Here is a 25461-nt window from a genome sequence, read left to right on the forward strand (position 1 = left end):
TGGCCGGGTCGGATTCGGCATCATCCGCTACACGAGGGCGAGCCGAAAGTGACTCACCGTGTTCTCCCCGACCCGGCCGTCCGGCTGTCCCGGGAGCCGGGCATGCCCGCTGACCCCCCGTCCCGGCCGCTCGCGGCACCCGTCGAGCGGGTCGAGCCCGCGTCGGTCGAGCCCGTGTCGCCCGAGCCGGTCCCGCCGCCCGTGCCGGGGAGCCGTGCCGGGCCCCGAGGGCGGCCGTGGGCGCGACTGGCGGCGATCCTGGCCGTCGCCCCGGTGCTCCGCCTCGCAGTCGCCCGGTACGCCGTACCGCCCGGGGCGCCGGACCGGACGGCCTGCCCGACCTGCGGCACGCCGCTCGCGCTCGACCGGCCCTGGCCGGCGCTCGGGCCGGCGGCCCGCTGTCCGGCCTGCCGGTCCCGGGTCGGCGCGCCGCCCGGCACGGTCGAGGTTGCCGTGCTGGCGGCGCTGGCGGTGCTCGTGTCGGCGGGCGGGACGCCGGGCGAGCGGGCGGCCCTGGCCTGGTGGCTCGGCTGGGCGGTGCCGCTGGTCTTCGTCGACGCGGCCGTGCACCGGCTGCCCGACCGGCTCACCTGGCCGGCGGCCGTCGGGGTCCAGGCGCTGCTCGGGGTGGCCGCGCTGGCCGCCGCCGGGCCCGCTCCCTGGCTGCGGGCGGCGGCGGCCGGGGCCGGCCTGGCGCTCTGCTTCGCCGCCACCACCCTGGTGCTCGGGCGGCGCGGCTTCGGCCTCGGCGACGCCAAGCTGGCGCTCGGGGCGGGCGCGCTGCTCGGCTGGTACGGCTGGCCGGTCCTGGTGCTCGGGGTGCTGGTGACGTTCACGCTCTCCGCGCTGACCAGCCTGGCGCTGCTGCTGGCCCGCCGGGTCCGCTGGTCCAGCCACCTGCCCTTCGGCCCGTTCCTGGTGCTCGGCACGGTCGTCACCCTGCTCCTCGTCCGCTGAGCAGGGTCCTTCCGTCAGCGGCCCCGGCTGGCGTCGGCCACCGGGCGGTCGGCCCGACGTTCCCGGCGGCGCAGCACCTCGGCGACCGGCCGGGCCAGCAGTGGGGTGCCGACGGTGGCCACCAGCGCGCCGAGGAGCAGGCCGGCGGCCACGTCGTGTGGGTAGTGCACGCCGACGAAGGTGCGGGAGAACGCGGCCAGCACGGCCAGTGGGACCGCGTACCAGGCGAGCCGGGGAGAGAGCAGCAGGATCACGGCGGCCAGCGCGCCCGCGATCGTCGAATGGTTGCTCGGGAAGGACCAGTCGCCCACGGGTGGGCACTGCCCGGCGACGATCACCAGGTCGGCCGGGGTGCGGCAGGGGCGTTCCTCGTCCACCACCGTCTTGAGCAGCTCGCTGCCGCCGTACGCGAGGACGACCGCGACCGGCGCGGCCACGGCGAGCGCGAGGCTGCGCGGCCCGGCACCCAACCTCGGCAGGGCCGCCGCCACGAACAGGAGCCCGAGCAGGATGATCGACCACTCGGTGAAGTGCGCGGCGAACCACTGCACCGAAGTGGGCGTGCCGTCCGCGAAGTCGACGATGTCGCGGTACCAGTCGACGCTGAACTGCGGAACATCCGACAAGAAACCGTCAATCATGCCTCAACCTACCAAGTGTTCATCTTCCGTTCACCTGATCACACGGTAGGCGACCGAGCCGGATCCCCGCACCGGACGAACGTCAGATAGCCGGCACGACCAAGGTCGGTGCGGGCCCGGGGGCAGCTCACGACTGGCCGGGCGCCGGCCGGGGCGCGCCGCCCGACATCCGCTCGACGACCTCCTCCAGCGCCTCGAAGGCGTACGCCCAGTTGTGGCACTTGAAGCTGCGCAGCCCGTCGATCGGCGTCCGGCAGTCCGAGCAGTGCACGCCGGCGATCGCGTCCGGCACCTCCGTGTTGACGTACCGGCGGTCGCCGAGGATCACCCGGGCGATCATCGCCGGGTCGTGTACGCCGTGTAGCGCCGACGAGACGATGTCGAGCCAGGTCATCCGCCGACCGCACTTCGGGCAGTCCGGCTCGTCGCCGCTGACCCACAGGGGCGCCCCGATGCTGCGCGCCGGCATCCCGAGCAGCTTCTCGATCCGGCGGACGTCGTGCTCCGGCGTCACCCAGCGGTGCCGGCCGGGCAGCGCGGCCGGCGAGTCGTACACGGCGCGGAACAGCACGGGGTCGACCTCGACGGTCTCTCGCTGACGGGTCATCGCGTACCTCCTCGACCTGGCGGCGCCGACCCTGCCGGCGACGCAGCCCCACCGTCGCCGCGGACCGACGACGGACACAACCGGATCAACGACACGCGGGGTCGATGGCGGTCGTGCGGGGTGCTAGACATTCAGGACGCGTACCGATCTGCCCCAGTGGAGGGACATCGTGACCAGCGACCCGGCGCCGACCGCACCCGGCGCGGGAAAGAGCGACGCCACCAAGGCCGGGACGGCCGGGTCGGGCGTCGAGAACCGGCCGAACGTCGCCCGGATGTACGACTACTACCTGGGCGGCTGCCACAACTTCGCCGCCGACCGGGCCGCCGCCCGGCAGCTTCTGGAGATCTTCCCGGACACCGGCGTAGCCGCCCAGACCAACCGCGCGTTCCTGCGTCGCGCCGTCCGGTACGCCGCCGAGCAGGGCGTGCGGCAGTTCCTCGACATCGGTGCGGGGCTGCCCACCCAGGGCAACGTGCACGAGGTCGTGCAGTCCGTGGCCCCCGACTCGCGGGTCGTCTACGTCGACTACGACGAGGTCGCCGTCGCGTACGCCCGGCGGCTGCTCGGCGACGCGACCCGCACGGTCGTGGTCCGGGGCGACCTGCGCCGGCCGGACGCGCTGCTGACCCACCCCGACGTGACCGCGTCGATCGACTTCACCCGCCCGGTCGCCGTGCTGCTGGTGGCGGTGCTGCACTTCGTGCCGGACGCCGAGGAGCCGTACGCGGCGGTCGCCCGGCTGCGCGACGCCACCGCCCCCGGCAGCCAGCTCCTGCTGTCCCACCTGACGCTCGACGGCGCGCCGCCGCTGCCCGCGCAGCGGGGCCGGGCCGTCTACCAGCAGAGCACCGCCCCGCTGGCGCCCCGCACCCGCGCCGACATCCTCCGGTTCTTCGACGGGTACGACCTGGTCGAGCCGGGCCTGGCCTGGCTGGCCGACTGGCGGCCCGACGGCGAGCCGCGGGACGGGGTGTCGCACGGTTTCGGCGGGGTGGGCGTCCGACGCTGAGGCCGCGCGGCCGGGACAAACGGCACGTCGACTGGCACTCCCGGGCGCGGCGGGTCAGGGCGCGGCGGATCGGGGCGGCGGGTCAGGGAGCGGCCGACTGCTGGCCGGCCGAGCCGCGGCGCACCGCCTCGCTGGCCAGCCGCGACCGGCGCCGGTCCTCGTTGGAGGTGAGGTCGAACTTCTCGTACAGCCGGGTCAGGTGCTTCTTCACCGCGCTCTCCGTGACGTGCAGGGCGGTCGCGATCGCGCGCACCGAGGGCGGCTCGGGGAACGGCTGGCCGCCGGAGACGTACGGGCGGCAGAGCACCGTGATCACCTCCTGCTCGCGCGGGGTCAGGGCGGGCGGCGCGGGCGGCGGCTCGACGTGCAGGGTCCGGGTGCCGGGGTGCTCCGACGGGGCGTGGAAGAGCAGCCGGGCCGGGCCGACCTCCACCCGGTCCCCGTCCCGCAGGATCTGTGCCTGACGCACCGGGCTGCCGTTGACCGTGGTGCCGTTGGTGCTGCCCAGGTCCCGGATCGACCAGCCGGACGGGTAGCGCTCGACCAGGGCGTGCAGGCGGGAGACGAGCCTGCTGTCGATGGGCAGCTCGTTGGTCCTCGCCCGCCCGATGGTCAGCGCGTCGGTGGTCAACGGCACCAGCCGGACGCCACCCGCGCCGTACACCTCGAAGTACCCCTCCGCCACCCCGCCCCCGAACGCTCAGTCGCCGCAGTACGGCTCGGTCGTCGCGCTGGTCGGCACCCCGGTCCGCACGCTCGTCACGGTGGCGGTCGCCGTGGTGCAGCCGCCGTCCACCGGGAGCGGCTCGGTCCACAGCTCGAACGGCTGCCCCGTCGCCCGCTGCCGCACCCCGACCGGCCCGGACGCGTCGAGCGACCCCGGCGGTCCGGCCGCCCCGGTCCCGGGGCGGACCGTGAGGTCGACGTCCCAGGTGCCGTCGTCGGTCGCGGCGTTGTCCCGGTACTGCTTCCACACCCAGATGTACGCCATGGCGGCCCGGCAGGCAGGCGACCAGTACTGCTTCACCGAGATCGCGCGCAGGCCGCCGGCGTACCCGTACGCCGACGTGCCCACCTGGTAGGCGTCGTCGTAGCAGCGGCCCGGTGGCGCGTCGTCCCGGCTCGCCCGGCGCGGGTGGCCGGTCCCGACCACCCGGACGGTCACCGGGTCCGGCGACCCGGCCACGGTCAGCGCCAGCATCGGCCGGCGCGGCCCCGGCGCGCGGGGGGCGAAGGCCAGCCGCACCTCGCACGCCCGCCCGGGCGCCAGCGGCTGGGCCGTGCATCCCTCGGCGGTGACCCGGAGGTCCCCGCCGTCCGCCCCGGTCGACGCGACCCCCGTCACCCGCACCACCCGGTCGCCCGGGTTGCGCACGGTCAGCGTCTGCTCGGCGGAATCCACGTTGACCTCCTGGTCACCGAAGGTCAGCTCCACCGGCATTTCGATGGGAGCCGGGGCCGGCAGGGCCGCCGACCAGCCGGTGGCCAGCACCGACACCAGTGCGACCAGCAACCCGGCGGCACGGGCCAGCGCCCGCCGGGGCACCCCGGGCGGCTGCCGGCCCCGCACGGTGGCGGTGAGGTCCAGGTCGAGGGCCGCCCGGCGGCGTGCGCTGAGCGAGAACCGGGGCCGGGGCGGCGCCTGATCGCCATCGGTGGCCGGGGCGTCGTCCGGCCGTGGGTGGGCGGCCCCGTCGTCCCCGCCGCCGGGCACGAGCGGGGTGACCGGCTGGCCGGCGGCGCGCTGTGCCCGCTGGAGGTCCTCGGCGAACGCCACCGCCGTCGGGTGGCGCAGCGCCGGGTCCTTCGCCATCGCGCGCTCCAGCACCACACACACCGCGTCGGGTACGCCGGCCGGCCGCAGGTCGGGCACCGGGTCGGCGGCGACCCGCCGGAGCAGCCGCGCCAGCGGCTCCGTTCCGTCCGGCGGCCCCGCGCCCGACGGCGCCTCTGCGAAGGCGGGCGTGCCCCGGATCCAGTGCAGCACCGACGACGCCAGCGCGTACACGTCCGAGGCGACCGAGGCCGGCTCACCGCGCAGGATCTCCGGCGCGGCGTGCAGCACGCTCGTCGTCACCCGGCGTCGCCCGGGGGCGGGCTCCGCCGCCCGGGGCCGGGCCAGCCCGAAGTCGGCCAGCTTCGGCTCGCCGTACCGGGAGATCAGGATGTTCTCCGGCTTCACGTCGCGGTGCAGCACGCCGGCCCGGTGCGCGGTCTCCAGCGCCCCCGCCACCGTGATCCCGCCGGCCACCGCCGCCGGCCATCGCTGCGCCGCCGACTCCGCGTCGGGTGCGCCGCCCGCCTGGGCGGCGGCCAGCCGGTCGGTCAGCGAGCCACCCTCCTCGTACGCCATCAGCAGGTACGGGTTGCCGGCCGCCGTCCGACCGGCCTGGTGCAGGGTGACGATGTGCGGATGGTCGGAAAGCCGCCCCAGCACCCTGAGCTCGCGCTCGAAGCGGGCCCGGGACGGGCCGTGCCAGTCGGCGGCGAGCACCTTGACCGCCACCCAGCGGGAGAAGTCGGGCTGCCAGGCGCGGTAGACCACGCCGAAGCCGCCGCGACCGATCTCGACCGCGTCCGTGCAGCCGGCCACGCCGAGGTCGAGCCCCGGGACTGCGGCCTCCCCGGGGCGGTGGGAGGTCGACTGCTCTGTGTGGACCATGGCGGCCCATTATGACCGAGGGGTGTGCCAGGATTTTCGTCCGCTACCGACCGGTCACCTGTAGCCCGGCCGTGCCGGGCGACAGGAGGCAGCCATCAGGTGGGGCCCGCCCGGTGCCGAGCCCCACCCAACCGCTACGGCAGGTCCTACCGGCAGCTCGTCCGGTACCAGGTGTTGTAGCGGGTGCGGACGCCGTACTCGAAGCCTTCCCCGCAGTTGCCGTACGAGTACATCCCGACCTCTACGGTCTTGCTGGCGTCGGAGTAGTAGATGAAGGTGATGCTCTCGTTGTCGTTGGGGTACGGCAGGGCCATGGCCGGGCTGGCCACGACCGCCGTGGTGCCGGCGACGGTCAGCAGGGTGGCCAGGACGGCATTCCGCACGAACTTCTTCAACTCAGGGCCTCTCGATCGAGCGGGATGGATGCGTAAATGATAGTCGTCGATCTATCGCCCGCACAGAAATTCCAGCATCGCCCCGAATTCCTGAAAGACTCGCCGACCCGGCAAACTGGGTGGATGGGGCCACCACGGGGCGGATCGGCATGACCGGCCTGCCGCCCAAGGCCATGGACAGGCAGGAGTGAACCGGCTGGCATGACCGATCCAGACGACGGAGCGCGGCTGGCCGCGGCACTGTCCGGCCGACTCGCCTCCCTGACCTTCGTGGACCGCACCACCGAACAGGTCACCGAACTGCTCATCGACGCGATCGCCGGCTGGGGCACGGCGCAGGGCTGGCGGGTCTACCGGCGGGCGGCCAGCGTGGTGCCGCTTCCGCCTCCGATGTCCGGGCAGCGATCCGTCATCGACATCGCCTGCGCCCGACCCGCCGCGCCGCCCGTGGTGATCGAGGTCGACCACACCGACCGGCGTCGTACGGTCGAGAAGCTCCTCGCCGAGGCCGACGCCGGGCGGGTGCCGATCTGGGTGCGGTGGGGCGCCCGTGGCTTCGTCGAACCACCGGAACCGGTCCGGATGGTCACCGTCCCGGTCACCGCGCGACGAGGTGAGGCGGGCGCGCGGCTGCACTCCCGCCAGCCGGCGCGGCAGCTCCCACCGCCGGAGCACCGCGCCGGGCCGGTCGCCGCCGGCCCGCCGGACTCCCTCTTCGATCCCACAGGCGGGAGCTGACGCGGCTACGTGGTGCCCCGGCGGCCGCCGGTCGCGGCGGAGCCCCGGCCGGAGCGGGCTGCCCGGCGGCTTCAGCCGGCAGGCGGGTGACGGTAGGCAGGGCTGACCCGTCAGCGATCGGCTTGCGGAGGGCGGGACGGGCGCGGGTCGTCGTCGTGGGCGGGGGCGGGGGCGAAGGCCCGCAGGGTGGCCTCGACGAGCGCGTCGGCGTATGCCTCGTCGAGCGGCCCGGCCCGGTGCAGCCAACGCTGGGTGAACGGGGCGTAGAGGAAGTCGAGGCAGAGGGCGAGATCTGCATCGGGGTGGAGCTGTCCGGCGCGCTGTCCGGAGCGCAGCCGGGCGAGCTTGGCCTCGGTGAGTGGGTGGTCGACCTTCTCCCGGTAGAGCGTCGCCAGCTCGGGGTCGACGGCGATCTCGGCGTACAGGGCGCGGAGCAGGGCCGACAGCGCCGGGTCGGTGAACTCGGCGGCGGTGGCCCGTAACACCGTCTTCAGGTCGGCTTCCAGATCGCCGGTGTCGGGCAGGGTGATGGCGCCGGCATCGTCCTCGCTCAGCGCCCGTACCGCGTCGAGCGCCACCGCGCCCTTCGACGGCCACCAGCGGTAGATCGTCTGCTTGCCGACGCCGGCCCGGCGCGCGATCGCCTCGATCGACACTCGGGGATATCCGACCTCGACGACAAGGTCGCGGGCGGCGGCCAGGATCGCCAGGCGGGACCGGTCGCTGCGGCGGGCTGCATCAGGTGGCACGGGTGGAGCATATATCGAGACGAGACGGTTCGTCTTGACATGGCTCGGGGGTGTGGGCAAAAGTGGGAGGCGAGACGGTCCGGTCCGTCTCGTTAAGGGGAATGATCATGCGAAACTGGTTCATCACCGGCGCCTCCCGTGGCCTCGGGCGGGCGTTCACCGAGGCCGCGCTCGCCGCCGGCGACCGGGTGGTCGGCGTGGCGCGGGACGTCGGCCCACTCGACGACCTGATCGCTGCGGCGCACGGACGGCTCGTCGCGTACCCGCTCGACGTCGCCGACCGTGCCGCCGTCCTGGCCGGAGTGCGCCGGGCGACCGACGAACTCGGGCGGCTCGACGTCGTCGTCAACAACGCCGGCGGCGCGCTGCTCGGGATGGTCGAGGAGATCACCGAGGCACAGGCCCGGGCACACCTCGACGTCAACTTCTTCGGCGCGCTCTGGGTCAGCCAGGCCGTGCTCCCGGTGCTGCGCGAACAGGGCAGTGGGCACCTGTTGCAGGTGTCGTCGATGGGCTCCTCCGGGGGGTTCGCCTCGACGGGCCTGTACAGCGCCGGCAAGGCGGCACTCGACGCCGTCAGCGAGGCCCTCGCGATGGAGGCCGAGTCGTTCGGGATCCGGGTCACGATCCTCAACCCCGGCGGGTACGAGACCGGGCTGTTCACCAAGGGGCTGACCCAGGCCGCGCCCCACCCCGCGTACGAACCGCTGCGCGCGAGGCTGAACGAGATGTGGAGCGCCGCCGAGGACTTCGACCCGGCACTCGCCGCCGACGTGGTGATGCGGGTGGTGGCGCTGTCCGACCCGCCGAAGCGGATCGTGCTGGGCGGGGTGGCGTTCGACGTCGTCCGCGACCTGGACGCGGCACGCGCCGCCGAGTACGCGCGCTGGGAGGACCTCAGCCGACTGGGCGACCGACCCACCGCCGCCCAGGGGCGGTAGCTCGGGCCTACGGGGACGCCGCCCGGCGTCGGCCGTGCCGAACTGGGCGTCGACTGCCCACGCGACCCGGTCGGGTCTGCCCTACCCCGCCAACCCCGACAGCCCTACCGGAAACCGGGGTGTGAGCTGGATCGATCCACGAACGGCCGGTCCATAGCGTCGACGCATGACCACGTCGACCGTTCTCCCGCCGCCGATACCCCGGCAAGACCCGTACGCCCGACCGCGCCACCAGCGGCCCGGCAACCTTGCCGCGCGGATCGCCGGTTGGAGTGCCCGGCACCGCACCACCGCCATCGTCGGCTGGCTGCTGTTCGTTGTCGCGGCGACCGCGTTCAGCGCCGTGTTCGGCACCGTGCAGGCCGCCGACAGCTCATACGGCCACGGCGAATCCGGCCGGGCCACCGAACTGATCGCCGCCGCAGGCTTCCCCGACCGGGCCGGCGAGATGGTGCTGATCCACAGCGACGACCGACTCGCCGACTCGCCCAGGTTCACCGAGGCCGTCACGGCCACCGTCAGCGCGGTCGAGGGCACCGGCCGGGTGGAGAACGTGCACGCCGACGCGATCTCGGCCGACCGGCACTCGGCCCTGGTCACGTTCGACCTGTCCGGGCCGGCGGACACCGCCGTCGACCGGGTCGACGCCGTGCGCGACGCCGTCGCGGTCGTGCAACGGGAGTTTCCGGACCTGCTGGTGGCCCAGACCGGGGACGCCAGCCTGGACCAGTCGCTCAACGAGATCCTCGCCGGTGACATGCACCGGCTGTCGCTGCTCTCCATCCCGGTCACGCTCGGCATCCTGATCGTGGCGTTCGGCGCGCTGCTGGCCGCCGTACTCCCGATGGGCCTGGCCCTGACCGCGTTCCTGGCCTCCCTCGGCCTGCTCGCCGCCGCCAGCCGGCTGGTGCCCACGGTCGACACCACGATGCACCTGATGCTGCTGATGGGACTCGCCGTCGGCGTCGACTACTGCCTGTTCTACCTGCGCCGGGAACGGGAGGAACGGGCCCGCGGCGCCGACCCGGAACGGGCCCTGGCGATCGCGGCAGCCACCTCCGGCCGGGCCGTGCTGATCTCCGCGCTGACCGTCATCATCGCCACCTCGGGCATGTTCCTCACCCGCGACACCGTCTTCGCCAGCCTCGCCACCGGCACCATCCTGGTGGTCGCGATCGCCGCCCTCGGCTCACTCACCGTGCTGCCGGCCGTGCTGTCCAAGATCGGCGACCGGATCGACCTCGGCCGGGTTCCCGGGCTGTACCGGCGCGAGACGGACGGCCGGGGCTGGGCCAGGTTCCTCAATCTGGTGCTGCGCCGGCCGGGACTCTCCGCGATCCTGGCCGCCGGCGCGCTGGTCGCGCTCGCCATGCCGGCGCTCGGCATGCGCACCGCCGAGGAGGACATCACCGCGCTGCAGGCATCCGCCCCGGCGTTGGATACGTTCGTCAAGGTCGGGGCGGCCTTCCCCGGCGGCGCCGACCCGGCCGTACTCGCGGTCCGGGCCGACGACGTCACCACCCCGGCGCTCACCGCCGCCATCGGCCGGTTCCGGGCCGAGGCACTGGCCACCGGGGCGCTGCACGAGCCGGTGACGATCGAGATCAACCCTGACCGGACGCTCGCGGTGGTCAGCGCCGGACTGTCCGGAACCGGCATCGACACCGTCTCCGAGCAGGCCGTACGCGCCCTGCGCGAAGACGTCATCCCGCGTACGGTCGACGGCGTCGACGGGGCCGAGGCGCTGCTTACCGGGCAGGCCGCCGCCTCGGTCGACTACAACGACGCGATGGGACGCAGCGCACCACTGGTGTTCGGATTCGTGCTCGGCCTGGCGTTCCTGCTGCTGCTGCTCGTCTCGTTCCGGTCACTGGTGGTGGCGCTGACCGCGATTGGGCTCAACCTGCTCTCCGTCGCCGCCGCGTACGGGCTGCTGGTGCTGGTCTTCCAGCACGGCTGGGGCGAGCGGGTGCTCGACTTCGAGTCCGCCGGCGCGGTCACCAACTGGGTGCCGCTGTTCCTCTTCGTGATCCTGTTCGGGCTCTCGATGGACTACCACGTCTTCGTGCTCAGCCGGATCCGCGAGGGCTACGACCGGGGCTGGCCGAACAAACTCGCGGTGTCCCGGGGCATCCGCGGCACCGCCGGCACCATCACCAGCGCCGCTCTGGTCATGGTCGCGGTGTTCGGGCTGTTCACCACCGGCTCGCTTGTCTCGATGAAGGAACTCGGCTTCGGCCTGGCGGTCGCAGTTCTGATCGACGCCACCATCGTCCGGGCCGTGCTGTTGCCCTCGGTGATGGTTCTGCTGGGGGAACGGAACTGGTACCTGCCGGGCTGGCTGGCCTGGCTGCCCACCCTCTCCCATGGCGAGGCGCACGACGACGTCGATCGGGTACGGCAACCGGTCGAGGTCTGAACCGGCGGCTCGACGGGGCGGACGCCGGGCGGGGCCGAGGGGGCCCGTACGGCGTGCGCCCCGCCGGCGAATGTCGCTGAGGGTGGCGCGCCTCGCGGACGAGAAGCCGTTCGTGCCACAGCCGGGGCGCGGCGTCGGCGGTCGTGACTAGGCGGGGGACCGCAGCCACAAAGGGTGAAGCTGCCGAACCGCCTCTCCGACAGCGGAAACACTCCCGGCCTCTACCGGGCACGGGAGCAGGGTTCCGGTAGCCTGGTGCGGCGGGCCGTTAGCTCAATTGGCAGAGCTGAGGACTTTTAATCCTTAGGTTCTGGGTTCGAGTCCCAGGCGGCCCACCACTTGAGCTGGGAAAATAGACCGACGTCGCCTTCTTGGATCGCCCTTTGTGCGAGTATTGTCGGGTTTCTGGTCTTGATGCGCGAGCACCCGCCGAGCACCCCGCTCGGGCATGGCAGTAGGCGACGCGGCGCGTCGAGACCGAGCTGGCCGAACTCGCCATCACCCGCAAGACGCTGCGCAGCCTGACCGGCCACACCGCCCCGGCCACGCCCGCTGACGCGACCGTTGCCAGCCCCGCCTACCAGCAGATCCTCGCCGTTTTCCACACACCACCGCACCGATGCGCGCCATGGACATCTGCCACGCCCTCGGCACCGGCGTCACCGCGAAGGACACCGAAGGTCTCCGCGCCAAGCTCAAACGCCTCGTCGCCCGTCACATCCTGACCGAACCCGAGGCCGGCCTGTTCACCCTCGCCTCGCCACCGCTGTCCGTTAACACCACGAGCAGGACCGCAGCGCTGTGCGCGTGATCTACTCGCTGTAGAAGTTGGACCAGCGCCCTACGGATCTCGGTGAGGATTCGCAGACATCGTGTTCGTTGATCGCCCACGGAAGCGCTGGCCGGCCGCCAGGTTCGATCCCGTACCGCTGCATCCGGTCTACCCATTCGCCGTAGCCGGCGCCGCACAGCCCGTTGGCTACGTAGGGCGGGAGCCTGCCCCAAAAGCCGTAGGCACCCGCCTCGATGGCGCGCCCGAAAAAGGTGAGGGATTCCTCGATGCGACCGGAGTCGTAGAGAAGGTGTGCCAGTTCATCCAGAGCCTTGACTTCGCCGGCATCCGCCTGAGCCTTGAGCCACCCAATCGCCTCGTCGACGCGTCCCCGGCCCTTCAGTAGCTCGATCACCTGGGAAGCGGCCTGAATCCAGGCTGTGCCCACGCCGCCAGCGACTCCGGCCGCGCGCTGGTAAAGCGCGATCGCCTCCTCGGTGCGCCCCGATTCCTGCAGCCACCTGGCGGCCTGCCTGAGAACGTGCCTACCGACATCGGTCCCGTCCGCCACCCAGGTAACAATCTCGCTGGTACGACCGGCATCGCGGAGCATGGCGGCCGCTTTGCCGGCAGCCCGCGCGTCGCCGCCGGCCGCTCGGCGCTTCAGCAAGGAAACCGCCTCGTCGAGGCGATCCTCCTCCGCAAGAAGGTCGGCAACCTGGTCTGCCGCCTCCCAATCGCCCGCTTCATCAAGCTCCTTCAGCCAGGCAATCGCCTCCTCGATCCGGCCAGCCTCGCGCAGCAACTCCACTCTGTAGGATCGTTCCGAGACATGCCCCGGGACGCGCGCGTCGCCGATGCCGTCGACAGGCAGTAACGCGATGGCTTCCTCCAATCGGCCCGCCTTCCGCAACAGCGTTGTCACCAAGGTTTCGTCACGGGCCAGGCCCAGGAGGAAGGTGATCGCCTCATCGAGCCGGTCGTTGTCCTCCAATACTTTGGCTAGCCGCCACCTGAGATGACCGTCGGCCTCGGCCCCCACCTTTAGCCAGCCGATTGCCTCGTCGGTGTGCCCCGTCTCCTCCAGCAGGTCGACCAACCGTCCGATCGCACTCAGGTCGCCCGCCCGTGCGGCGCTCTCCAGCCAAGTCATCGCCTCCGCGGTCTGGGCATGCTCCTTGAGCAGCTCCACCAACTGCCGGTGGTCGCCGTGGCCGGTCGCTGCTCGACCTTTAAGCCAGTCGATTGCCTCCCCAATGCGGCCCACGTCCCGAAGTAGTCGGACCGCCTTAAATTCAGCCGGGTAGGTCAACCAGGGATCCGCATCTGTCGAATCAGCGATTCGGCGGTAGGCGTCGATCGCCTCGTTCGTGCGACCCGCTCGCAGCAACAGTTCGGCGGTTTTGAGGTCGCAGGCCGCCTCGCCCGCGAGCTGGCTGAGGCTAACTGCCTCGTCGTAGCGCTCAGCCTGCTCCAGGAGTCGCACGCCTTCAGCCCTGGCGGGTCCGTTGCCAGCCTCTGCCCGCTCTTTCAGCCAAGCGATTAGTTCCTCGACGCGGCCCGAGGCGGTCATCAGACTCACCACATCGGCCAAGTCGCTCACTGTCCGCTGCCCCGTGCCGTCCGACTCGACTGCCCGTTGGTGCACGGCGGTGGCCTCGCCCGTCCGGCCCGCTTCCCGCAGCATGCTGGCCAGCCACCGCATGTCAATGGTGTTACCGAGATCGGCCGACCGCCGAAAGACGGCCATCGCCTCATCGGTGCAGCCCGCGTTTCGCAAAGCGTGGGCCAGCCAGTGCAAGGCCTTCGTATCACCATCCTCTACGCGGGCTTGGAACCAGACGATCGCCTCTTGTGCCCGTCCCATCTTGATAAACAACTGGGCGATACAGCTCAGCGCGTACGGCTCGCGTGCCTCGACCGCGATGACGAGAAACCGGAACGCCAGGCGATAGAGCCCGTGTAGGGCGGCATGGTCTCCCAACCGGAGGAAGTCCGTCTTGTCGTGCTGAAGCAGGAGCGCATTCCACAGGGTAGCGGGCACCGAACGTGCGCGGCGTTCGATGCTTCCGAGCCGTTCCAGATAGTCAGCCAGGCGGTAGTGGCGCTCGGTAGGCGCACGCTGTCCAGGCCGGATCCGGATCGGGGCGAGCGGGCCGCGCACGCCCCGGCAGGGCTCAGCGGTGTAGGTCAGAGCGTGCTCCAGCCAATCGTCTTGCAGGGTTTCCCATTGTCGATCGGTTAGGTACCCGGGAGCGGCAGCTGCCAGGAGCTCGATGGACAGATTGGGGCCGTGACCCAGAAAACGAGCATCCATAGCGGAGTGGATGACTGCCCTGGCCGCGGCGGGCGCGTTGCGGTAGCGCTCCGTCAGCATCGGGACTCCGGCCAGGTACTGCGTGATCTGAGCCTCCTCCGCATACTTCGCAGCGTGGACCAGCCGTGGATCGCTCGCGGAACGCACGACGTCCATTTGGGACTCGGTAAAGGTCTCCCGAACCTTGATGCTCGTCGCAGCAAGCAGCTTCCGCGCTTGGGGACTCCTAGAGGACTCGCCTGTCAGCTGGTTTAGGTACTCGGGCCAGATCGTGCCCAACACCAACACAGGCGCACGATCAGCGTCGCGTAGGAGCTCCCGCAGCCCGGTGGCGACCCGTTCGCCGAGCTCGGCAGGCTGGGTGAGCAGGTAGAGCTGGATCTCGTTGAGCCACAACACCGTGCGCGGCGCGACCGCACCGATCTCGCGAAGGATTGACTCCGGCGGGCTCGGCTCGATCGGATGCCATAGCCGCCAACCGTCGGGAAGTCGCTGGACCGCCTCCCAGCAGGCGCGGGTCTTTCCTGTCGAGGATCCACCCACTAGCAGCGTAATCGTGCTCTGCCCGCCCACGGCCCGATCGACCAACCGAGCGAGCTGCGCATCGTGATCCCGGCCGACATAGGCGGGAAGTGATGGCAGGCCCGCCGCGAGCCCGATCGCCGGATGCACCTCCAGGGCATGCGGATCGGTGAATTCGCCCACGGGTCGGCCGGGCACCGCCGAAGGCATTGTGTCCTGCGCGCGGCGTGGCTGAGCGGCCTCGACCAAATCGGACCAGAACCGCCGATCGGGGGCCGGATCGCCCGCCCACTCGCACCAGAGCCGGACAAGAGCCCAGACCTCGTCGCTGTCCCGGGGAACCTGCGCAGCGTTTGGATCGTCCGGCAGCCATGAACTGATCCGCTGGCCTCGCAAGTCAACCCCACGCGAGCGCTGGACCTCGCGCGCGGTTTCCCGCCGCGAGAACGGCGAACCCGCCGCCCGCCGTGCGACCCGGGCGCGATGTTCCAACGCGCGCAATGCCTCGTACAACGTGCGAGCCGGGTCTGACACCGTCTCATCACCGCCCGGGGGTCGTTGGTGCCCGCGAAACGCGGCGGCGGGCAGGGCCACGAGCACAAGTCTATGAGCAATGTGACCGCATCGCCCGCTCGCGCGGACGGGCAGCTGGGCACAGCGCCAGTCTTCCCTCAACCCGATTTGAGGAGGACGAATTGAGCGACCGGAAAGTCACCACCCGGCGGCTGTGGCGCGCCGCGTTGTTCAGCGCCATCCGCGGCCTTGCGGCAGCGGCGGGATCCAGTGTCGTAGCCATCATTATCTGGTGGCTACAGGGTTCGCTATAATAGCGCTTTGTGGCATCCCGCCGCTTGATAGTCATAGCTTTAGTGTGGTGCGGCAACGGAGCCTGCGGTGGCTGATTTGTTGTCCAGCAAGGGGAGCATGCCGCCGGGGGCGGCCCATCGGATCATGGACGCTGACGTGCTGGGGTGGGTCTCGTAGTCGCGGGCCAGGCGGCGGTGGGCGGTGATCCAGGCCAGGGTCCGTTCGACGACCCAGCGGCGGGGATGCACGACGAAGCCCCGCTGGTCGGCGGGCTTACGGACGATCTCGACGGTGGTGCGCAGCAGGTCGCGGGCCCACACGACGAGTCGGCTGGCCGAACCCGGAGTCGGCGAAGACGTGCCGGATCGGGGTGGCCGTATACGTGGCGAGTAGGGCGCCCTTGTGCCGTCGCGGTCCTGCCAGGACGCGGCCAGGACCCAGACGGAAACCAGCAAGTCCGAGGGTGTCGGTGACGATGAACCGCCTCCTGCCGTTGATCCTCTTGCCAGCGTCGTAGCTGCGGGGCACGGTGTCGGCGCCCTTGACGCTCTGGGAGTCGAGGACACCCGCCGTCGGCTCCGGCTGGCGGCCGCGGGCCAGGCGAACCTCCTCGCGCAGCTCCGTCAGGGAGCCGCTCGGTCACACCCCGACTGTTCAACCTCGTGAAGTGCGCGTACACGGTCTGCCAGGGCGGGAAGTCGATCGGTAGGTACCGCCACGCGCAACCGGTTACGCACGACGTACAAGATCGCGTCGATGACGGCCCGCCGGGCATGCTTCTCCGGTCTACCCATCCACCGCAGCGACGGCAGCATCGCCTCGATGATCTCCCACTCCGCGTCGGTCAGGTCAGAGGGGTGCCGCCACACTCCATCCACACCCGTCTACCGACCAGGGTGCGCCCATCGATCGGACCCACTGTGCGGCACGCCCGATCAGCCCACATCCCAAACACGCTCTCACTGGGGCTGGGCGATGATGGCGCCGCTGACGGTGTCCACATACCACCGCTGGTACTGCTCCGGCGGCCATCCGCGCTGCCGGACGAGCCAGTCGAAGTTGCGGACGTCCTGGGCCAACCAGAGGATGTCGGTCACCTGTTCGACGTCCAGGTCAGGGCGGAGGGCTCCCGTGCCGACGAGTTCCGCGGCGAACATCGCCATGCCGCGGCGGCGCTCGTCGATGTTCTTGCGCCAGATCTCGGCGGCGTCCGGATCTGCCGTGGCCGCTCCGGCCAGCGCGAGCATCACCTGGGCCTGCCGGGTGTGGACCTCGACCAGGTGGCGGGCGTAGCGGGTGAGCTTGGCGCGGGGGTCGGCGAGCGCGCGGATTTCGGCGACGAAGGGCCGGTCCGGAAGGGCCACCGGTTCGTCGTCGCCGGCCAGGGTGACGTCAACCAGCTGGGAGAGCAGTTGGCGTTTGTTGCCGAACACCGCGTACAGCGTCTGGACCGCGACGCCGGCTTCCGCGGCGACGACGGTCAGCGGCGTGGCCGCGTAGCCGGGGTCGACGAACAGCCGGCCAGCCGCTTCGAGGATCGCTCGCCGGGTCTGTCGGGACTGCTCCTGCCGCCGGGACGAGTCATAGCGTCTCTTGACAACCACGGTTCAAGTGTAGTGCTCTATTGGATAGGTTCTAACTCTATCGAAAGGGCGCGGTCATGCCGTTCGGTGTGTTGCAGGAGATGCCCGGCGTCAGTGAGGCGGAGTACCAGCAGGTGGAGCGCCACCTCGGACCGGACCGGCCGCCGGGACTCGTCGCCCATGTCGCCGGCCCGACCGAGGACGGCTGGCGCATCATCAACATCTGGCAGGACGAGGCCGCGTTCCGTCGGTTCCAGTCCGAACGGCTGGTCCGGGCCGCAGGCCTGGCGGCGCAGGAGGACGGCTTCGACCCGACAAAGGCGGCCAGCTTTCGATCGATGAGTGTCGACGGTGCGGAGATGCCGTTCTGATGGCCGACGCCGCCACCCTGCGGTCCCGTAACGTCGCTTTCTGGACGGGAGCGGCAGCCGGCTGGATCCGGCACGCCGATCGGCAGGACGAGATCGGCCGACCGCTGGGCGCGCCGGCCATGGATCGAATGGCCGCGCGGCCCGCCGAACGGATCCTCGATGTGGGCTGTGGTTGTGGCGGCACCACGGCCGAACTCGCCGAGGCGGTCGGCGAGGCGGGCACGGCGGTCGGTATCGACATCGCCGAGGAGATGGTGACCGCCGCCCGGCAACGGTTCCCCACGGACCGGTACCCGGGTATCCGGTTCCATACGGCCGACATCGAGACCCTCGACGTCGTTGCGGGGGCTCCGTTCGACGCGGCGTACTCGCGAATGGCCCTGATGCTGTTGGCGGATCCGGTCGCCGGCTGCACCACGATCCGGCGGTCACTGCGCCCGGGAGGGCGCCTCGCCGCGACCGTCTTCCGCGACGGCAGCGTCAACCCGTGGATGTCCGCGGCGATGCTCGGCGCAGCGCCGCACCTCGGGCCGTTGCCACCGCTACCGGTGGGCGACGAGCCCGGTCCGTTCTCCTTCGCCGACCCGGCGCGGCTCGCCCGGGTCCTCACCGTCGCCGGCTTCACCGCCGTCACGATCACGTCGTGTGACGTCGCGATGGACGCTCCGGACGACGCCGATGCCGTGGCGGAATGGCTTGTCGAGGTCGGCCCCGCCGGTGCCGCGTACCGGGCGGTTCCGCCTGCTGGGCAGGCTTCGGCCCGGGCGGGGGTGATCCGGCTGCTCGACCGGTTTCGTGAACCTGGCGTCGGCTACCGACTGCCCGCCGGCCTGTGGCTCGTCACCGCGATCGCCGCCGGCGTTGACGGTGGGTCACGCGTTCCACCGTCCGCTGACGAGCCATCGGCTGCGGCCCGACCGCCGGCCACCCACCACCGACAACCACGTCAGGACGAGAACCGATGAGAACGATCCGAATGGTCGCGCCGGCCCTCTGTCTTGTGCTCGCCCTGCCGGCGTGTGCCGACGCCGACGCGCCCGAGCCCTCTGGGGCCGCGGCACCGGGCACCCCCGCAGCAGCCGGCGCCGCGTCCGGCGCGGCCGGATCCGTTCCGGCCGGTGGCTCGACGCCGGTGTCGGCGAAGAAGGTGTGTGCCTACCTGGACGGCCAGTTGCCGACGCTGCGGGGGATCGGGTCCGAGACGGGCACGATGGCCAGTCTCACCGTGAACCTCTATTCCTGGTACGAGAAGCAGGGTGCCGTGCCGACCGGCGGTCAGATCGACGATCAGACCCGGCAGGAATGCCCGGCGACCCGGACCGAGGTGCTCGAGCTAGCCGGGATGGAGAGCTTCGAACGTTTGTAGCCGCCACGAGCCGGCGACGCCCGATCGGCGCCCGGTCGCCGGGCCCGGGACGTCGTCGGGATCCTCCCCGACCGGTGGGGACGTGCGCATGGTGGGGGGCGGAGCGTGCGCGCGGGCGGGCGGTCAGCGGCGGTGGCACATGACGGACGGCGAATCCGGGTATGGTGCGGTGTGTCGGTGTCGTCGGGCTTTCGCCAATAATCGAGACACCGATCGGGCCCCAGGGCGAGCGCCGGGTCTGTCACGAGGTTGTCGGCACGAGATGCCGAAGACCTGATGTGCCTCTCTTTCGAAGACAGGACTACCGCATGGCATCGAATGGTAACGACCAACCGGCGTTGTTCTTCGCCCCGGCGAGCACCGACGGGCTCGACGGTCCGAGCGTGACTTTCGACGGCAGCGAGGAGGCGATGCGGCGACTGCGCCATCCGTTCGCGGTGGAGCAGACCCAGCCGCCGGCGGGCCATGACCCGGAGCAGCGCGCCTGATCCGGTGGCGGTGCCACGACATACCCACCTGCGAATTCAGCGATCAAGGGCCTGGCCTGGATGAGGTGACCGTTGCCCCATCGACGAGGCCGCCCACGGAACCACCGCCTCGGTGACGGCGCGAATCTCAAGCGCCGACCGTAGGTGAAGCCCAGCACCGCGATCAGGCCGACCAGCCTTTTGCCATGCCGGGCTGGGGTGCTGCATCCGCATCCGCATCGCACACCGTCACCCGTGCCGGTCGGCGGCCCGACCCTGCATCAGCAGCAGTTCGTATCGATATACGCCGGGTGTATATCCCCGAGGTATACACCCAGGGTGCTCTCTCGGGATGAGTGTTCCCATGACCCTGCTAGGCCTGCTCGAACGTGAGCCCAGCCACGGCTACGACCTGAAGCGCGACTACGACACCTTCTTCAACCGGAGCAAGCCGCTGCCGTTCGGCCAGGTCTACTCGACCCTCGGCCGGCTCGCCCGTGACGGCAAGATCGTGGTCGGCGAGGTCGAGCCGGGCGTGGGCCCCGAGCGCAAGCGCTACGTCATCACCGAACGGGGTGCGACCGAGGTCGAGTCGTGGCTGACCGAGCCGGTCGAGCCCGAGCCCAACCTGCAGACGGTGCTGTTCACCAAGGTTGTGCTGGCGCTGATGCTCAACCGCCCCGCCGAGGAGTACCTCGACATTCAGCGCGCCGCGTACCTGGGGCGGATGAAGGAGCTCACGGAGATCAGGCGCACCGGCGACCTGGTCGACACCATGTTGGCCGACCACGGCCTGTTCCACCTGGAAGCCGACCTGCACTGGATCGACACCACGGCCGCCCGGTTGGATGCACTCCGAAAGGTGGTACGGCGATGAAGGCGATCGAGGCCCGAGACCAGCCGTCGGATCCGCGCCACTCGCCGTCTGCCGTGAACTCCCGGTACGCCCCCGGTGTCCAACGGTGGGCGTCCAGCGGCCGGTCAGTCGGTGCTGGTCGGCGGGGTTCAGCGTCGGTGGTAGGGCGGCGGCCGGGGCGAGGGCGCGTCGGGCCTCGTCGGTGACCGTCGGCGGTTCCAGCAGGGAGGCCGCCATGTCCGGCCCGGCGGTCGGCGTCGCACCGGGGAGCAGCCGGGCGACCGGCTGCGCCAGGTTGTCCAGGAGCACCGGCCGCCCCGAGCCGTCGATTCGGTACGTGGTCACGCGCCGCAGCCAGCTGGGGGTGTCCTGGCTGACCCGCTTGCAGTCGGGAGTGCGCTCGACGGCGGCGCTGACTGTGGGGAGGGTCTTGATGGCGCGGCGTTCGTCCATGGCCCGGTAACCCTCGGCCGCCTGCTCCAGGGGCAGTTCGAGGTCGAACACCCTGCCCGGGTCGATCTGCCGGTCTCCGATCAGCCGCATCAGCTCGGGAAGGAAGCGACGCCCGGGGGCGGGCCCTCCGTGCAGGTGCACGCCGGAGGCGGACTTCTCGATGCCCCTGAAACGAGTGAGCCACCGTCGTTGCCGGGGGCCAGTCGTAGGCCGGGTAGGGACGAGCCGGGCTGGCGAGGAACACCCGCGGTGGCGTGGCGCGGGATATCCTTGGCGCATATGGCTACTTTTCGCAGCGCCTCAGTGCTCCTCTCCTCGGACGGCACCAGGACCCCCGGCACCGCCGCCCTCTTCGCCGAGCCCGCCCGCAAGGGTGGGACCCCACCGTGGGCAGGCGACTTCCGACCCGCCAACAGCTCCGGCAACGGCCCCAAGAACGCGATCGGGAAGACCTTCACGTTGGAGCTGCCTGACGGCAGCACCGGCAAGGTCGTGGTCCAGAGCCTCAAGAGCGGGAAGGGAGGCGTCGTGCTGGCGTTGATGGGCGAGGACGCACCCCCCTTCTGATCTGCCGCTGAGAACGATCGAGCCCGCTCGCAGCCCTGGTCGGCGGCCCGCCGACCAGGGCCACCGGTCAGCGGCGGCCGGTGGCCAGGGCGACGAGGTACTGTCCGCCGCCCGCGTCGACGCTTGCGGTCACCGGCAGCCCGGGCACCAGCCGGGAGAACCGGTCGACCAGCCAGTCGGCCGCCTCCTGGGCGTCCTTCCTGCTCGGACAACGGGCGACCAACTCGCGCGCGGCAGCCGGGACCGGCGCCAGCGGCAGAGGTGGGCTCGCACCGCGCCCCGCCCCTGACGGTCGCGGCGAACAGGAGACCCGGGGGATTCACGACCGGCGCAACGGGTACCGGGCCAGGCATGCGGATCGTGGTGGTGGGTGCGAGCGGGAACGCCGGGACCGCGCTGGTGCGCCGGCTGCTCCGGGAGCGGGACGTGGAACTGGCCGGGGTGGCCCGCCGGCTGCCCGGCCCGGGGGCCGGGCAGCCGTACGACCGGCTGGAGTGGCACTCCTGCGATGTCGGGGCGGCGGGCGCGGCCGACCAACTGGCGGCGGTCTTCGCCGGGGCGGACGCGGTGGTGCACCTGGCCTGGCAGATCCAGCCCAGCCACGACCAGCGGGCGCTGCACCGGACCAACGTCGGCGGCAGCCGGGCCGTGGTCGACGGGGTGCTCCGCGCGAAGGTGCCCGCCCTCGTGTACGCCTCCTCCGTGGGCGCGTACGCCTCCGGCCCGAAGGACCACCCGGTCAGCGAGCGCTGGCCGGTGACCGGGGTGCCCGGCTCGTCGTACAGCCGGGACAAGGCGGAGGTGGAGGCGCTGCTCGACCGGGTCGAGCGGGATCATCCGGAGCTGCGGGTGGTGCGGATGCGTCCGGGGCTGATCTTCCAGCGGGACGCCGGCACCGAGATCACCCGCTATTTCCTCGGGCCGCTGGCCCCGGTGCGCCTGCTCCGGTACGGCCGCATCCCGCTGGTGCCCAGCCACCGTCGGCTGCGGATGCAGGCGGTGCACGCCGACGACGTGGCCGACGCGTACGCCCGGGCGCTGCTCGGCGACGCGCGCGGCGCGTTCAACCTCGCGGCCGATCCGGTGCTCACGCCGGAGCTGGTGGCCCGGCACTTCCACGGCTGGACGGTGCCGGTGGCCGCCCCGCTGCTGCGCGGCGCGGCGGCGCTGACCTGGCTGGCCCGGCTGCAACCGGTCGACGCCGGCTGGGTGGAGCTGGGCCTGAACGCGCCGCTGATGTCCAGTGCCCGGGCCGAGGCCGAACTGGGCTGGCAGCCGAGGGTGGACGGGCTGACCGCCCTGCGCGACCTCTTCGCCGGCATGGCCCACGGCGGCCACACCGACAGCCCACCGATGTCACCCGACCCGCATCTTCCGGGCCGCCCGGCCGGCCTGTTGAAGGCCCGCCCCGCCGGGCACGGCAACCCGTACTGACCGCAGGGGCGGGTGCCCACCCGGGGGACTGGTGCGGGGGTTCAGGCGTGGGACAGGGCGAAGGCCACCAGGAAGCCCAGCACCGTGATCAGGCCGACCAGCAGGTGGGCGTCCTCGAACGCCTCGGGGACCATGGTGTCGGTGATCATGGCGAGGATCGCGCCGGCCGCCAGCGCGGTGATCGAGGCGAGCACCTCCGGCGGCGCGCCGCCCAACAGGGTGTGCCCGGCCAGCGCCGCTAGGCCGCTCACCAGGGCGATCCCGGTCCACAGGAGGAAGACGTACCGGCGGGTGCGGCCCGCCCGACGCATCCCCGCCGCGCTGGACAGCCCCTCCGGCACGTTGCTGAGGAACACCGCGATCACCGTGACCGCGCTGACCGCGCCGCCGGTGAGCAGGCTCGCGCCGATCACCACGGACTCGGGGATGCCGTCGAGCAGCGCCCCCACCGCCATCGCCGACCCGGACCCGGGCTGCTGCCCCTCCGAGGGCTGGTCGCCGGAGCGCTTGCGGTGCCGCGCGCCGCGCCGGGCCAGCAGCACGTTCGCCCCGGTGTACGCCAGCGCGCCGCCCGCCGCCCCGATCGCCGTCGGCAGCAGTCCGCCCTGCTCGTGCGCCTCGGCGACCAGTTCGAAGGAGACCGCGGAGAGCAGCACCCCCGCCCCGAAGGCCATGACGGACGCGACGACCCGGCGCGGGACCGGCACGAACCAGCCCAGCGCCGCCCCGACCAGCAGCGCCGACCCGGCCAGCAGGCCCCAGCCACCCGCCTGCAACCACTCCGGCATTCGCGGAACGCTACCCGAACGCCGGGCGGCGAAAACAGGTCAGAAGTCCGCGTACAGGTAGGGGAGCCGGCGGGGGAAGAGGCGGCGCAGCTCGACGGCGGCGTCGGCCGGCACCTGGCCGAGGCCGCGGACGTCCACCTCCGCCGGGTCCAGCACCCCGTACGCCAGGGCGGAGAGCCCGGCCGCGGTGAGCGTCGCGGTCGGCGCGGCGCCGGTGGCGTCGTCGGACACCAGTTCCAGCCGGCCGGTGGTGCCGTCGAGCAGGTGGCTGCCGCCCAACCAGCGGTCCCCGGTCAGCGAGATCCGGGCCCGGCCGGGCCCGGCCGGGAGGCCGGACAGCGCGTCCAGCGAGAGCAGCCGGGCCATCGGCGCCGCCGACCCCGGTCGGGCGACCCGGGCCTCGACGTGCACGGCCAGGTCGGTGAGCCACAGCTCGGGCAGCTCGTCGGCGGCCAGCCGCAGCCGCACCCGGCCGACCTGGTCGACGTGCCGGGCCAGGAACTGAAGGATCAGCGCCCGGGCATACGGGTCGGCGACCAGCAGGTCGTCGCCGGCCAGTTCGCCGCCGTGGTCGTCGATCCGGTACGTCAGCACGCCGACCGTCGCGCCGTCGACGCGGGCGGTGACCAGCCACCGGTCGTCGTCGTCGCGCAGCCACACCGCCCGGGTCTCGGGGAAGAGCGCGAAGCCGTGCCGCTCGGCCAGGCAGCGCTCGGTGAAGGCGCGGTGGGCGGCGTACCCGGTGCCGGTCCGTTCCCAGCTCAGCTCGCCGGTCAGGTCGGCGCGCAGCAGCGGGGCCAGGTCTGCCGGCGTGAAGGTGACCGTGCGGGCCCGGGGCAGCCCGACGTAGCCGAACCGCTCGTAGAACGAGGCGCGGAACGGGTACAACGCGCTCACCAGGTGCCCCTCGTCGCGCATCTCGTCGAGCAGCCGGTGCAGCAGGGCCCGGACGTGCCCGCGCCGGCGGGCCAGCGGATGGGTGGCCACCCCGGCGACGCCGGCCATCGGGAGCACCGCACCGCGCAGGTTCTGCCGCATCGGGATGGCGGAGACCACGGCGAGGGTCTCGCCGCCCTCCTCGGCGATCAGGGTGCGGTTGGCCTCGCCGTACGGCAGGTATCGGCCGAACTCCTCGGCCCGCTCGGGTCGCTTCGGCGACGCCTCGAAGGCGTACGCCTGGAGCGGGAAGGAGGTGCTGGAGCGCTCGGTGTTGGTCACCCGCCGGATCTGCATCCCCCATCCCAACCCGCCCGCCGGGCCGCCGCAACCACATTCGCGGGGGTGAGCGGTCAGGCCGCGGTGACGTCGGAGACGACGACGGTGACGTTGTCCGGGGCACCGGCCTGGTGGGCGAGCTTCACGAGCTGCTCGCCGCAGTGCTGACGGTCGCCGTACATGGCCAGGGCGGCGGCGATCGACCCGTCGTCCACGTAGTCCGACAGGCCGTCGCTGCACAGCAGCAGCCGGTCGCCGGCGAAGACGGTGAGCGCGCCGACCGCCGGGGGCGCGTCCGCGCCCTGCACGGCCCGGGTCACCAGCGAGCGCTGCGGGTGGTGCCGGGCCTGGGCCGGGGAGAGCGCGCCCTGGTCGACCAGCGTCTGGACGAAGGTGTCGTCCCGGGTGAGCTGGGTCAACTCGTCGTTCCGCAACAGGTAGCAGCGGGAGTCCCCGACCTGGGCGAGGACCAGCACGTCCCCGGCGAGCAGGCCGGCCGTGAGGGTGGTGCCCATGCCCTCGCGGGCCGGGTCGACGGAGATGGCGGCCCGGATGCGCCGGTTGGCGGTGCTCACGACGGACCGTAGCGCGTCGGTGGCACCCTCGGTGGTGGTCGGCGGGTTCAGCTCGTCGAGGATCCGGATGACGATCTCGCTCGCCACCTCGCCGGCCGGCAGGCCACCCATGCCATCGGCGACCGCGACCAGACGGTCACCGGCGAGGGCGGAGTCCTCGTTGTTGGTCCGGACCAGGCCGACGTCGTTGAGGATTGCCGAGCGGAGGATCAGTTTCATGCGACAAGCTTGCCAAGAAGACCCTGCC

27 protein-coding genes, 1 tRNA gene and 2 pseudogenes are annotated in these 25461 nt (G+C 72.1%); 14 read left to right on the top strand and 16 right to left on the bottom strand.

What is annotated here, in order from left to right; genetic code table 11:
• Nucleotides 1-102: 102 nt before the first annotated feature.
• Nucleotides 103-957 carry a prepilin peptidase gene (locus tag ACFYZF_RS15365; protein WP_387020479.1) on the top strand — a complete coding sequence of 285 codons (855 nt, stop codon included), beginning with the start codon at nt 103-105 and terminating at the stop codon, nt 955-957.
• A 14-nt stretch (nt 958-971) separates the two neighbouring features.
• Here the strand turns inward: ACFYZF_RS15365 and ACFYZF_RS15370 are convergent, their stop codons facing one another.
• Nucleotides 972-1598, bottom strand: a complete 627-nt coding sequence (locus ACFYZF_RS15370; protein ID WP_387020482.1) for a phosphatase PAP2 family protein — start codon at nt 1596-1598, stop codon at nt 972-974.
• Between the two features lie 127 nt (nt 1599-1725).
• Nucleotides 1726-2205 carry a hypothetical protein gene (locus ACFYZF_RS15375; RefSeq protein WP_387020484.1) on the bottom strand — a complete coding sequence of 160 codons (480 nt, stop codon included), beginning with the start codon at nt 2203-2205 and terminating at the stop codon, nt 1726-1728.
• Between the two features lie 169 nt (nt 2206-2374).
• On the opposite strand from ACFYZF_RS15375, the gene ACFYZF_RS15380 reads away from it, so the two are divergent.
• The gene (locus ACFYZF_RS15380; protein WP_387020487.1) at nt 2375-3217 is read left to right on the top strand and encodes an SAM-dependent methyltransferase; all 843 of its coding nucleotides are present in this window, start codon (nt 2375-2377) and stop codon (nt 3215-3217) included.
• An 82-nt stretch (nt 3218-3299) separates the two neighbouring features.
• Here the strand turns inward: ACFYZF_RS15380 and ACFYZF_RS15385 are convergent, their stop codons facing one another.
• From ACFYZF_RS15385 to ACFYZF_RS15395, 3 genes are all read right to left on the bottom strand, one after another.
• Nucleotides 3300-3902 (bottom strand): FHA domain-containing protein, encoded by a 603-nt coding sequence (locus ACFYZF_RS15385; protein ID WP_387020489.1) that lies wholly within the window; start codon nt 3900-3902, stop codon nt 3300-3302.
• A gap of 15 nt (nt 3903-3917) precedes the next feature.
• Nucleotides 3918-5879: a protein kinase gene (locus tag ACFYZF_RS15390; RefSeq protein ID WP_387020491.1), complete on the bottom strand. Its 1962-nt coding sequence runs from the start codon at nt 5877-5879 to the stop codon at nt 3918-3920.
• Nucleotides 5880-6025: 146 nt separating this feature from the next.
• A complete protein-coding gene (locus tag ACFYZF_RS15395) occupies nt 6026-6262 on the bottom strand; it encodes a hypothetical protein (protein WP_387020494.1) in 237 nt (78 codons plus the stop codon).
• Nucleotides 6263-6475: 213 nt separating this feature from the next.
• On the opposite strand from ACFYZF_RS15395, the gene ACFYZF_RS15400 reads away from it, so the two are divergent.
• The gene (locus ACFYZF_RS15400; RefSeq protein ID WP_387020497.1) at nt 6476-7012 is read left to right on the top strand and encodes a hypothetical protein; all 537 of its coding nucleotides are present in this window, start codon (nt 6476-6478) and stop codon (nt 7010-7012) included.
• Nucleotides 7013-7122: 110 nt separating this feature from the next.
• Here the strand turns inward: ACFYZF_RS15400 and ACFYZF_RS15405 are convergent, their stop codons facing one another.
• Nucleotides 7123-7761, bottom strand: a complete 639-nt coding sequence (locus tag ACFYZF_RS15405; RefSeq protein ID WP_387020499.1) for a TetR/AcrR family transcriptional regulator — start codon at nt 7759-7761, stop codon at nt 7123-7125.
• A 107-nt stretch (nt 7762-7868) separates the two neighbouring features.
• On the opposite strand from ACFYZF_RS15405, the gene ACFYZF_RS15410 reads away from it, so the two are divergent.
• The 4 genes from ACFYZF_RS15410 to ACFYZF_RS15425 all read left to right on the top strand — a co-directional run bounded on the left by ACFYZF_RS15410 (nt 7869) and on the right by ACFYZF_RS15425 (nt 11932).
• Entirely contained in the window at nt 7869-8702 is an 834-nt protein-coding gene (locus ACFYZF_RS15410) for an SDR family NAD(P)-dependent oxidoreductase (RefSeq protein ID WP_387020502.1), read from the top strand.
• Nucleotides 8703-8868: 166 nt separating this feature from the next.
• Nucleotides 8869-11121: an MMPL family transporter gene (locus ACFYZF_RS15415; protein ID WP_387020505.1), complete on the top strand. Its 2253-nt coding sequence runs from the start codon at nt 8869-8871 to the stop codon at nt 11119-11121.
• Nucleotides 11122-11383: 262 nt separating this feature from the next.
• Nucleotides 11384-11459 (top strand) — tRNA-Lys (locus tag ACFYZF_RS15420).
• A 281-nt stretch (nt 11460-11740) separates the two neighbouring features.
• Nucleotides 11741-11932 carry a hypothetical protein gene (locus ACFYZF_RS15425; RefSeq protein WP_387020508.1) on the top strand — a complete coding sequence of 64 codons (192 nt, stop codon included), beginning with the start codon at nt 11741-11743 and terminating at the stop codon, nt 11930-11932.
• A 1-nt stretch (nt 11933) separates the two neighbouring features.
• On the opposite strand, the gene ACFYZF_RS15430 is transcribed toward ACFYZF_RS15425, so the two are convergent.
• The 6 genes and pseudogenes from ACFYZF_RS15430 to ACFYZF_RS15455 form a co-directional block, all read right to left on the bottom strand.
• Nucleotides 11934-15326, bottom strand: a complete 3393-nt coding sequence (locus ACFYZF_RS15430; protein ID WP_387020510.1) for a hypothetical protein — start codon at nt 15324-15326, stop codon at nt 11934-11936.
• 272 nt (nt 15327-15598) lie between these two features.
• Complete coding sequence (locus ACFYZF_RS15435) at nt 15599-15859, bottom strand: hypothetical protein (RefSeq protein WP_387020513.1); 261 nt, start codon at nt 15857-15859, stop codon at nt 15599-15601.
• Entirely contained in the window at nt 15813-16067 is a 255-nt protein-coding gene (locus tag ACFYZF_RS15440; RefSeq protein WP_387020516.1) for a hypothetical protein, read from the bottom strand. Before ACFYZF_RS15440 ends, ACFYZF_RS15435 begins: the two co-directional genes overlap by 47 nt.
• A gap of 142 nt (nt 16068-16209) precedes the next feature.
• Nucleotides 16210-16314 (bottom strand): annotated as a pseudogene (locus ACFYZF_RS15445) (IS5/IS1182 family transposase); the annotation flags it as partial.
• A pseudogene (locus ACFYZF_RS15450) lies at nt 16271-16417 on the bottom strand (transposase); the annotation flags it as partial. The pseudogenes ACFYZF_RS15450 and ACFYZF_RS15445, both read right to left, overlap by 44 nt.
• An 81-nt stretch (nt 16418-16498) precedes the next feature.
• The gene (locus tag ACFYZF_RS15455) at nt 16499-17143 is read right to left on the bottom strand and encodes a TetR/AcrR family transcriptional regulator (RefSeq protein WP_387020518.1); all 645 of its coding nucleotides are present in this window, start codon (nt 17141-17143) and stop codon (nt 16499-16501) included.
• A 56-nt stretch (nt 17144-17199) separates the two neighbouring features.
• On the opposite strand from ACFYZF_RS15455, the gene ACFYZF_RS15460 reads away from it, so the two are divergent.
• The 6 genes from ACFYZF_RS15460 (at nt 17200) to ACFYZF_RS15485 (ending at nt 21202) form a co-directional block, all read left to right on the top strand.
• Nucleotides 17200-17493 (top strand): hypothetical protein, encoded by a 294-nt coding sequence (locus ACFYZF_RS15460; protein WP_387020521.1) that lies wholly within the window; start codon nt 17200-17202, stop codon nt 17491-17493.
• A complete protein-coding gene (locus ACFYZF_RS15465) occupies nt 17493-18458 on the top strand; it encodes a class I SAM-dependent methyltransferase (protein ID WP_387020524.1) in 966 nt (321 codons plus the stop codon). The genes ACFYZF_RS15460 and ACFYZF_RS15465 overlap by 1 nt, the downstream gene beginning before the upstream one ends.
• A gap of 11 nt (nt 18459-18469) precedes the next feature.
• A complete protein-coding gene (locus tag ACFYZF_RS15470) occupies nt 18470-18859 on the top strand; it encodes a hypothetical protein (RefSeq protein WP_387020527.1) in 390 nt (129 codons plus the stop codon).
• A gap of 308 nt (nt 18860-19167) precedes the next feature.
• Entirely contained in the window at nt 19168-19347 is a 180-nt protein-coding gene (locus tag ACFYZF_RS15475; RefSeq protein ID WP_387020529.1) for a hypothetical protein, read from the top strand.
• A gap of 331 nt (nt 19348-19678) precedes the next feature.
• On the top strand, nt 19679-20203 hold the full coding sequence (locus tag ACFYZF_RS15480; RefSeq protein ID WP_387020531.1) for a PadR family transcriptional regulator: 525 nt from the start codon (nt 19679-19681) through the stop codon (nt 20201-20203).
• Between the two features lie 711 nt (nt 20204-20914).
• Entirely contained in the window at nt 20915-21202 is a 288-nt protein-coding gene (locus tag ACFYZF_RS15485; RefSeq protein ID WP_387020533.1) for a hypothetical protein, read from the top strand.
• A 67-nt stretch (nt 21203-21269) separates the two neighbouring features.
• Here ACFYZF_RS15485 and ACFYZF_RS15490 read toward each other — a convergent pair whose 3' ends face one another.
• Nucleotides 21270-21425 (bottom strand): hypothetical protein, encoded by a 156-nt coding sequence (locus ACFYZF_RS15490; protein ID WP_387020536.1) that lies wholly within the window; start codon nt 21423-21425, stop codon nt 21270-21272.
• A gap of 128 nt (nt 21426-21553) precedes the next feature.
• Between ACFYZF_RS15490 and ACFYZF_RS15495 the strand changes: the two genes are divergently transcribed.
• Nucleotides 21554-22636, top strand: a complete 1083-nt coding sequence (locus ACFYZF_RS15495; protein ID WP_387020538.1) for an NAD-dependent epimerase/dehydratase family protein — start codon at nt 21554-21556, stop codon at nt 22634-22636.
• Between the two features lie 41 nt (nt 22637-22677).
• Here the strand turns inward: ACFYZF_RS15495 and ACFYZF_RS15500 are convergent, their stop codons facing one another.
• Genes ACFYZF_RS15500 through ACFYZF_RS15510 form a run of 3 tightly spaced genes read right to left on the bottom strand, consistent with a single transcriptional unit; the run spans nt 22678 to nt 25433 of the window.
• Nucleotides 22678-23424, bottom strand: coding sequence for a ZIP family metal transporter (locus ACFYZF_RS15500; RefSeq protein ID WP_387020541.1), 747 nt, complete (start codon nt 23422-23424; stop codon nt 22678-22680).
• Nucleotides 23425-23463: 39 nt separating this feature from the next.
• The gene (gene eis, locus ACFYZF_RS15505) at nt 23464-24657 is read right to left on the bottom strand and encodes an enhanced intracellular survival protein Eis (protein ID WP_387020543.1); all 1194 of its coding nucleotides are present in this window, start codon (nt 24655-24657) and stop codon (nt 23464-23466) included.
• 56 nt (nt 24658-24713) lie between these two features.
• Nucleotides 24714-25433: a PP2C family protein-serine/threonine phosphatase gene (locus ACFYZF_RS15510; RefSeq protein WP_387020546.1), complete on the bottom strand. Its 720-nt coding sequence runs from the start codon at nt 25431-25433 to the stop codon at nt 24714-24716.
• Nucleotides 25434-25461 lie beyond the last annotated feature (28 nt).

The sequence above is a fragment of the Micromonospora sp. NPDC001898 genome (assembly GCF_042891255.1).
In the GTDB taxonomy this organism is placed as follows: Bacteria; Actinomycetota; Actinomycetes; order Mycobacteriales; family Micromonosporaceae; genus Micromonospora.

Bases quoted from the DNA above. Each gene is read 5' to 3' on its own strand.
- ACFYZF_RS15365 (WP_387020479.1), top strand. From the start codon at position 103: ATGCCCGCTGACCCCCCGTCCCGGCCGCTCGCGGCACCCGTCGAGCGG.
- ACFYZF_RS15370 (WP_387020482.1), bottom strand. From the start codon at position 1,598: ATGATTGACGGTTTCTTGTCGGATGTTCCGCAGTTCAGCGTCGACTGG.
- ACFYZF_RS15375 (WP_387020484.1), bottom strand. From the start codon at position 2,205: ATGACCCGTCAGCGAGAGACCGTCGAGGTCGACCCCGTGCTGTTCCGC.
- ACFYZF_RS15390 (WP_387020491.1), bottom strand. From the start codon at position 5,879: ATGGTCCACACAGAGCAGTCGACCTCCCACCGCCCCGGGGAGGCCGCA.
- ACFYZF_RS15400 (WP_387020497.1), top strand. From the start codon at position 6,476: ATGACCGATCCAGACGACGGAGCGCGGCTGGCCGCGGCACTGTCCGGC.
- ACFYZF_RS15410 (WP_387020502.1), top strand. From the start codon at position 7,869: ATGCGAAACTGGTTCATCACCGGCGCCTCCCGTGGCCTCGGGCGGGCG.
- ACFYZF_RS15415 (WP_387020505.1), top strand. From the start codon at position 8,869: ATGACCACGTCGACCGTTCTCCCGCCGCCGATACCCCGGCAAGACCCG.
- ACFYZF_RS15425 (WP_387020508.1), top strand. From the start codon at position 11,741: ATGCGCGCCATGGACATCTGCCACGCCCTCGGCACCGGCGTCACCGCG.
- ACFYZF_RS15460 (WP_387020521.1), top strand. From the start codon at position 17,200: ATGCCGTTCGGTGTGTTGCAGGAGATGCCCGGCGTCAGTGAGGCGGAG.
- ACFYZF_RS15465 (WP_387020524.1), top strand. From the start codon at position 17,493: ATGGCCGACGCCGCCACCCTGCGGTCCCGTAACGTCGCTTTCTGGACG.
- ACFYZF_RS15470 (WP_387020527.1), top strand. From the start codon at position 18,470: ATGGTCGCGCCGGCCCTCTGTCTTGTGCTCGCCCTGCCGGCGTGTGCC.
- ACFYZF_RS15475 (WP_387020529.1), top strand. From the start codon at position 19,168: ATGGCATCGAATGGTAACGACCAACCGGCGTTGTTCTTCGCCCCGGCG.
- ACFYZF_RS15480 (WP_387020531.1), top strand. From the start codon at position 19,679: ATGAGTGTTCCCATGACCCTGCTAGGCCTGCTCGAACGTGAGCCCAGC.
- ACFYZF_RS15485 (WP_387020533.1), top strand. From the start codon at position 20,915: ATGGCTACTTTTCGCAGCGCCTCAGTGCTCCTCTCCTCGGACGGCACC.
- ACFYZF_RS15495 (WP_387020538.1), top strand. From the start codon at position 21,554: ATGCGGATCGTGGTGGTGGGTGCGAGCGGGAACGCCGGGACCGCGCTG.
- ACFYZF_RS15500 (WP_387020541.1), bottom strand. From the start codon at position 23,424: ATGCCGGAGTGGTTGCAGGCGGGTGGCTGGGGCCTGCTGGCCGGGTCG.
- eis (WP_387020543.1), bottom strand. From the start codon at position 24,657: ATGCAGATCCGGCGGGTGACCAACACCGAGCGCTCCAGCACCTCCTTC.
- ACFYZF_RS15510 (WP_387020546.1), bottom strand. From the start codon at position 25,433: ATGAAACTGATCCTCCGCTCGGCAATCCTCAACGACGTCGGCCTGGTC.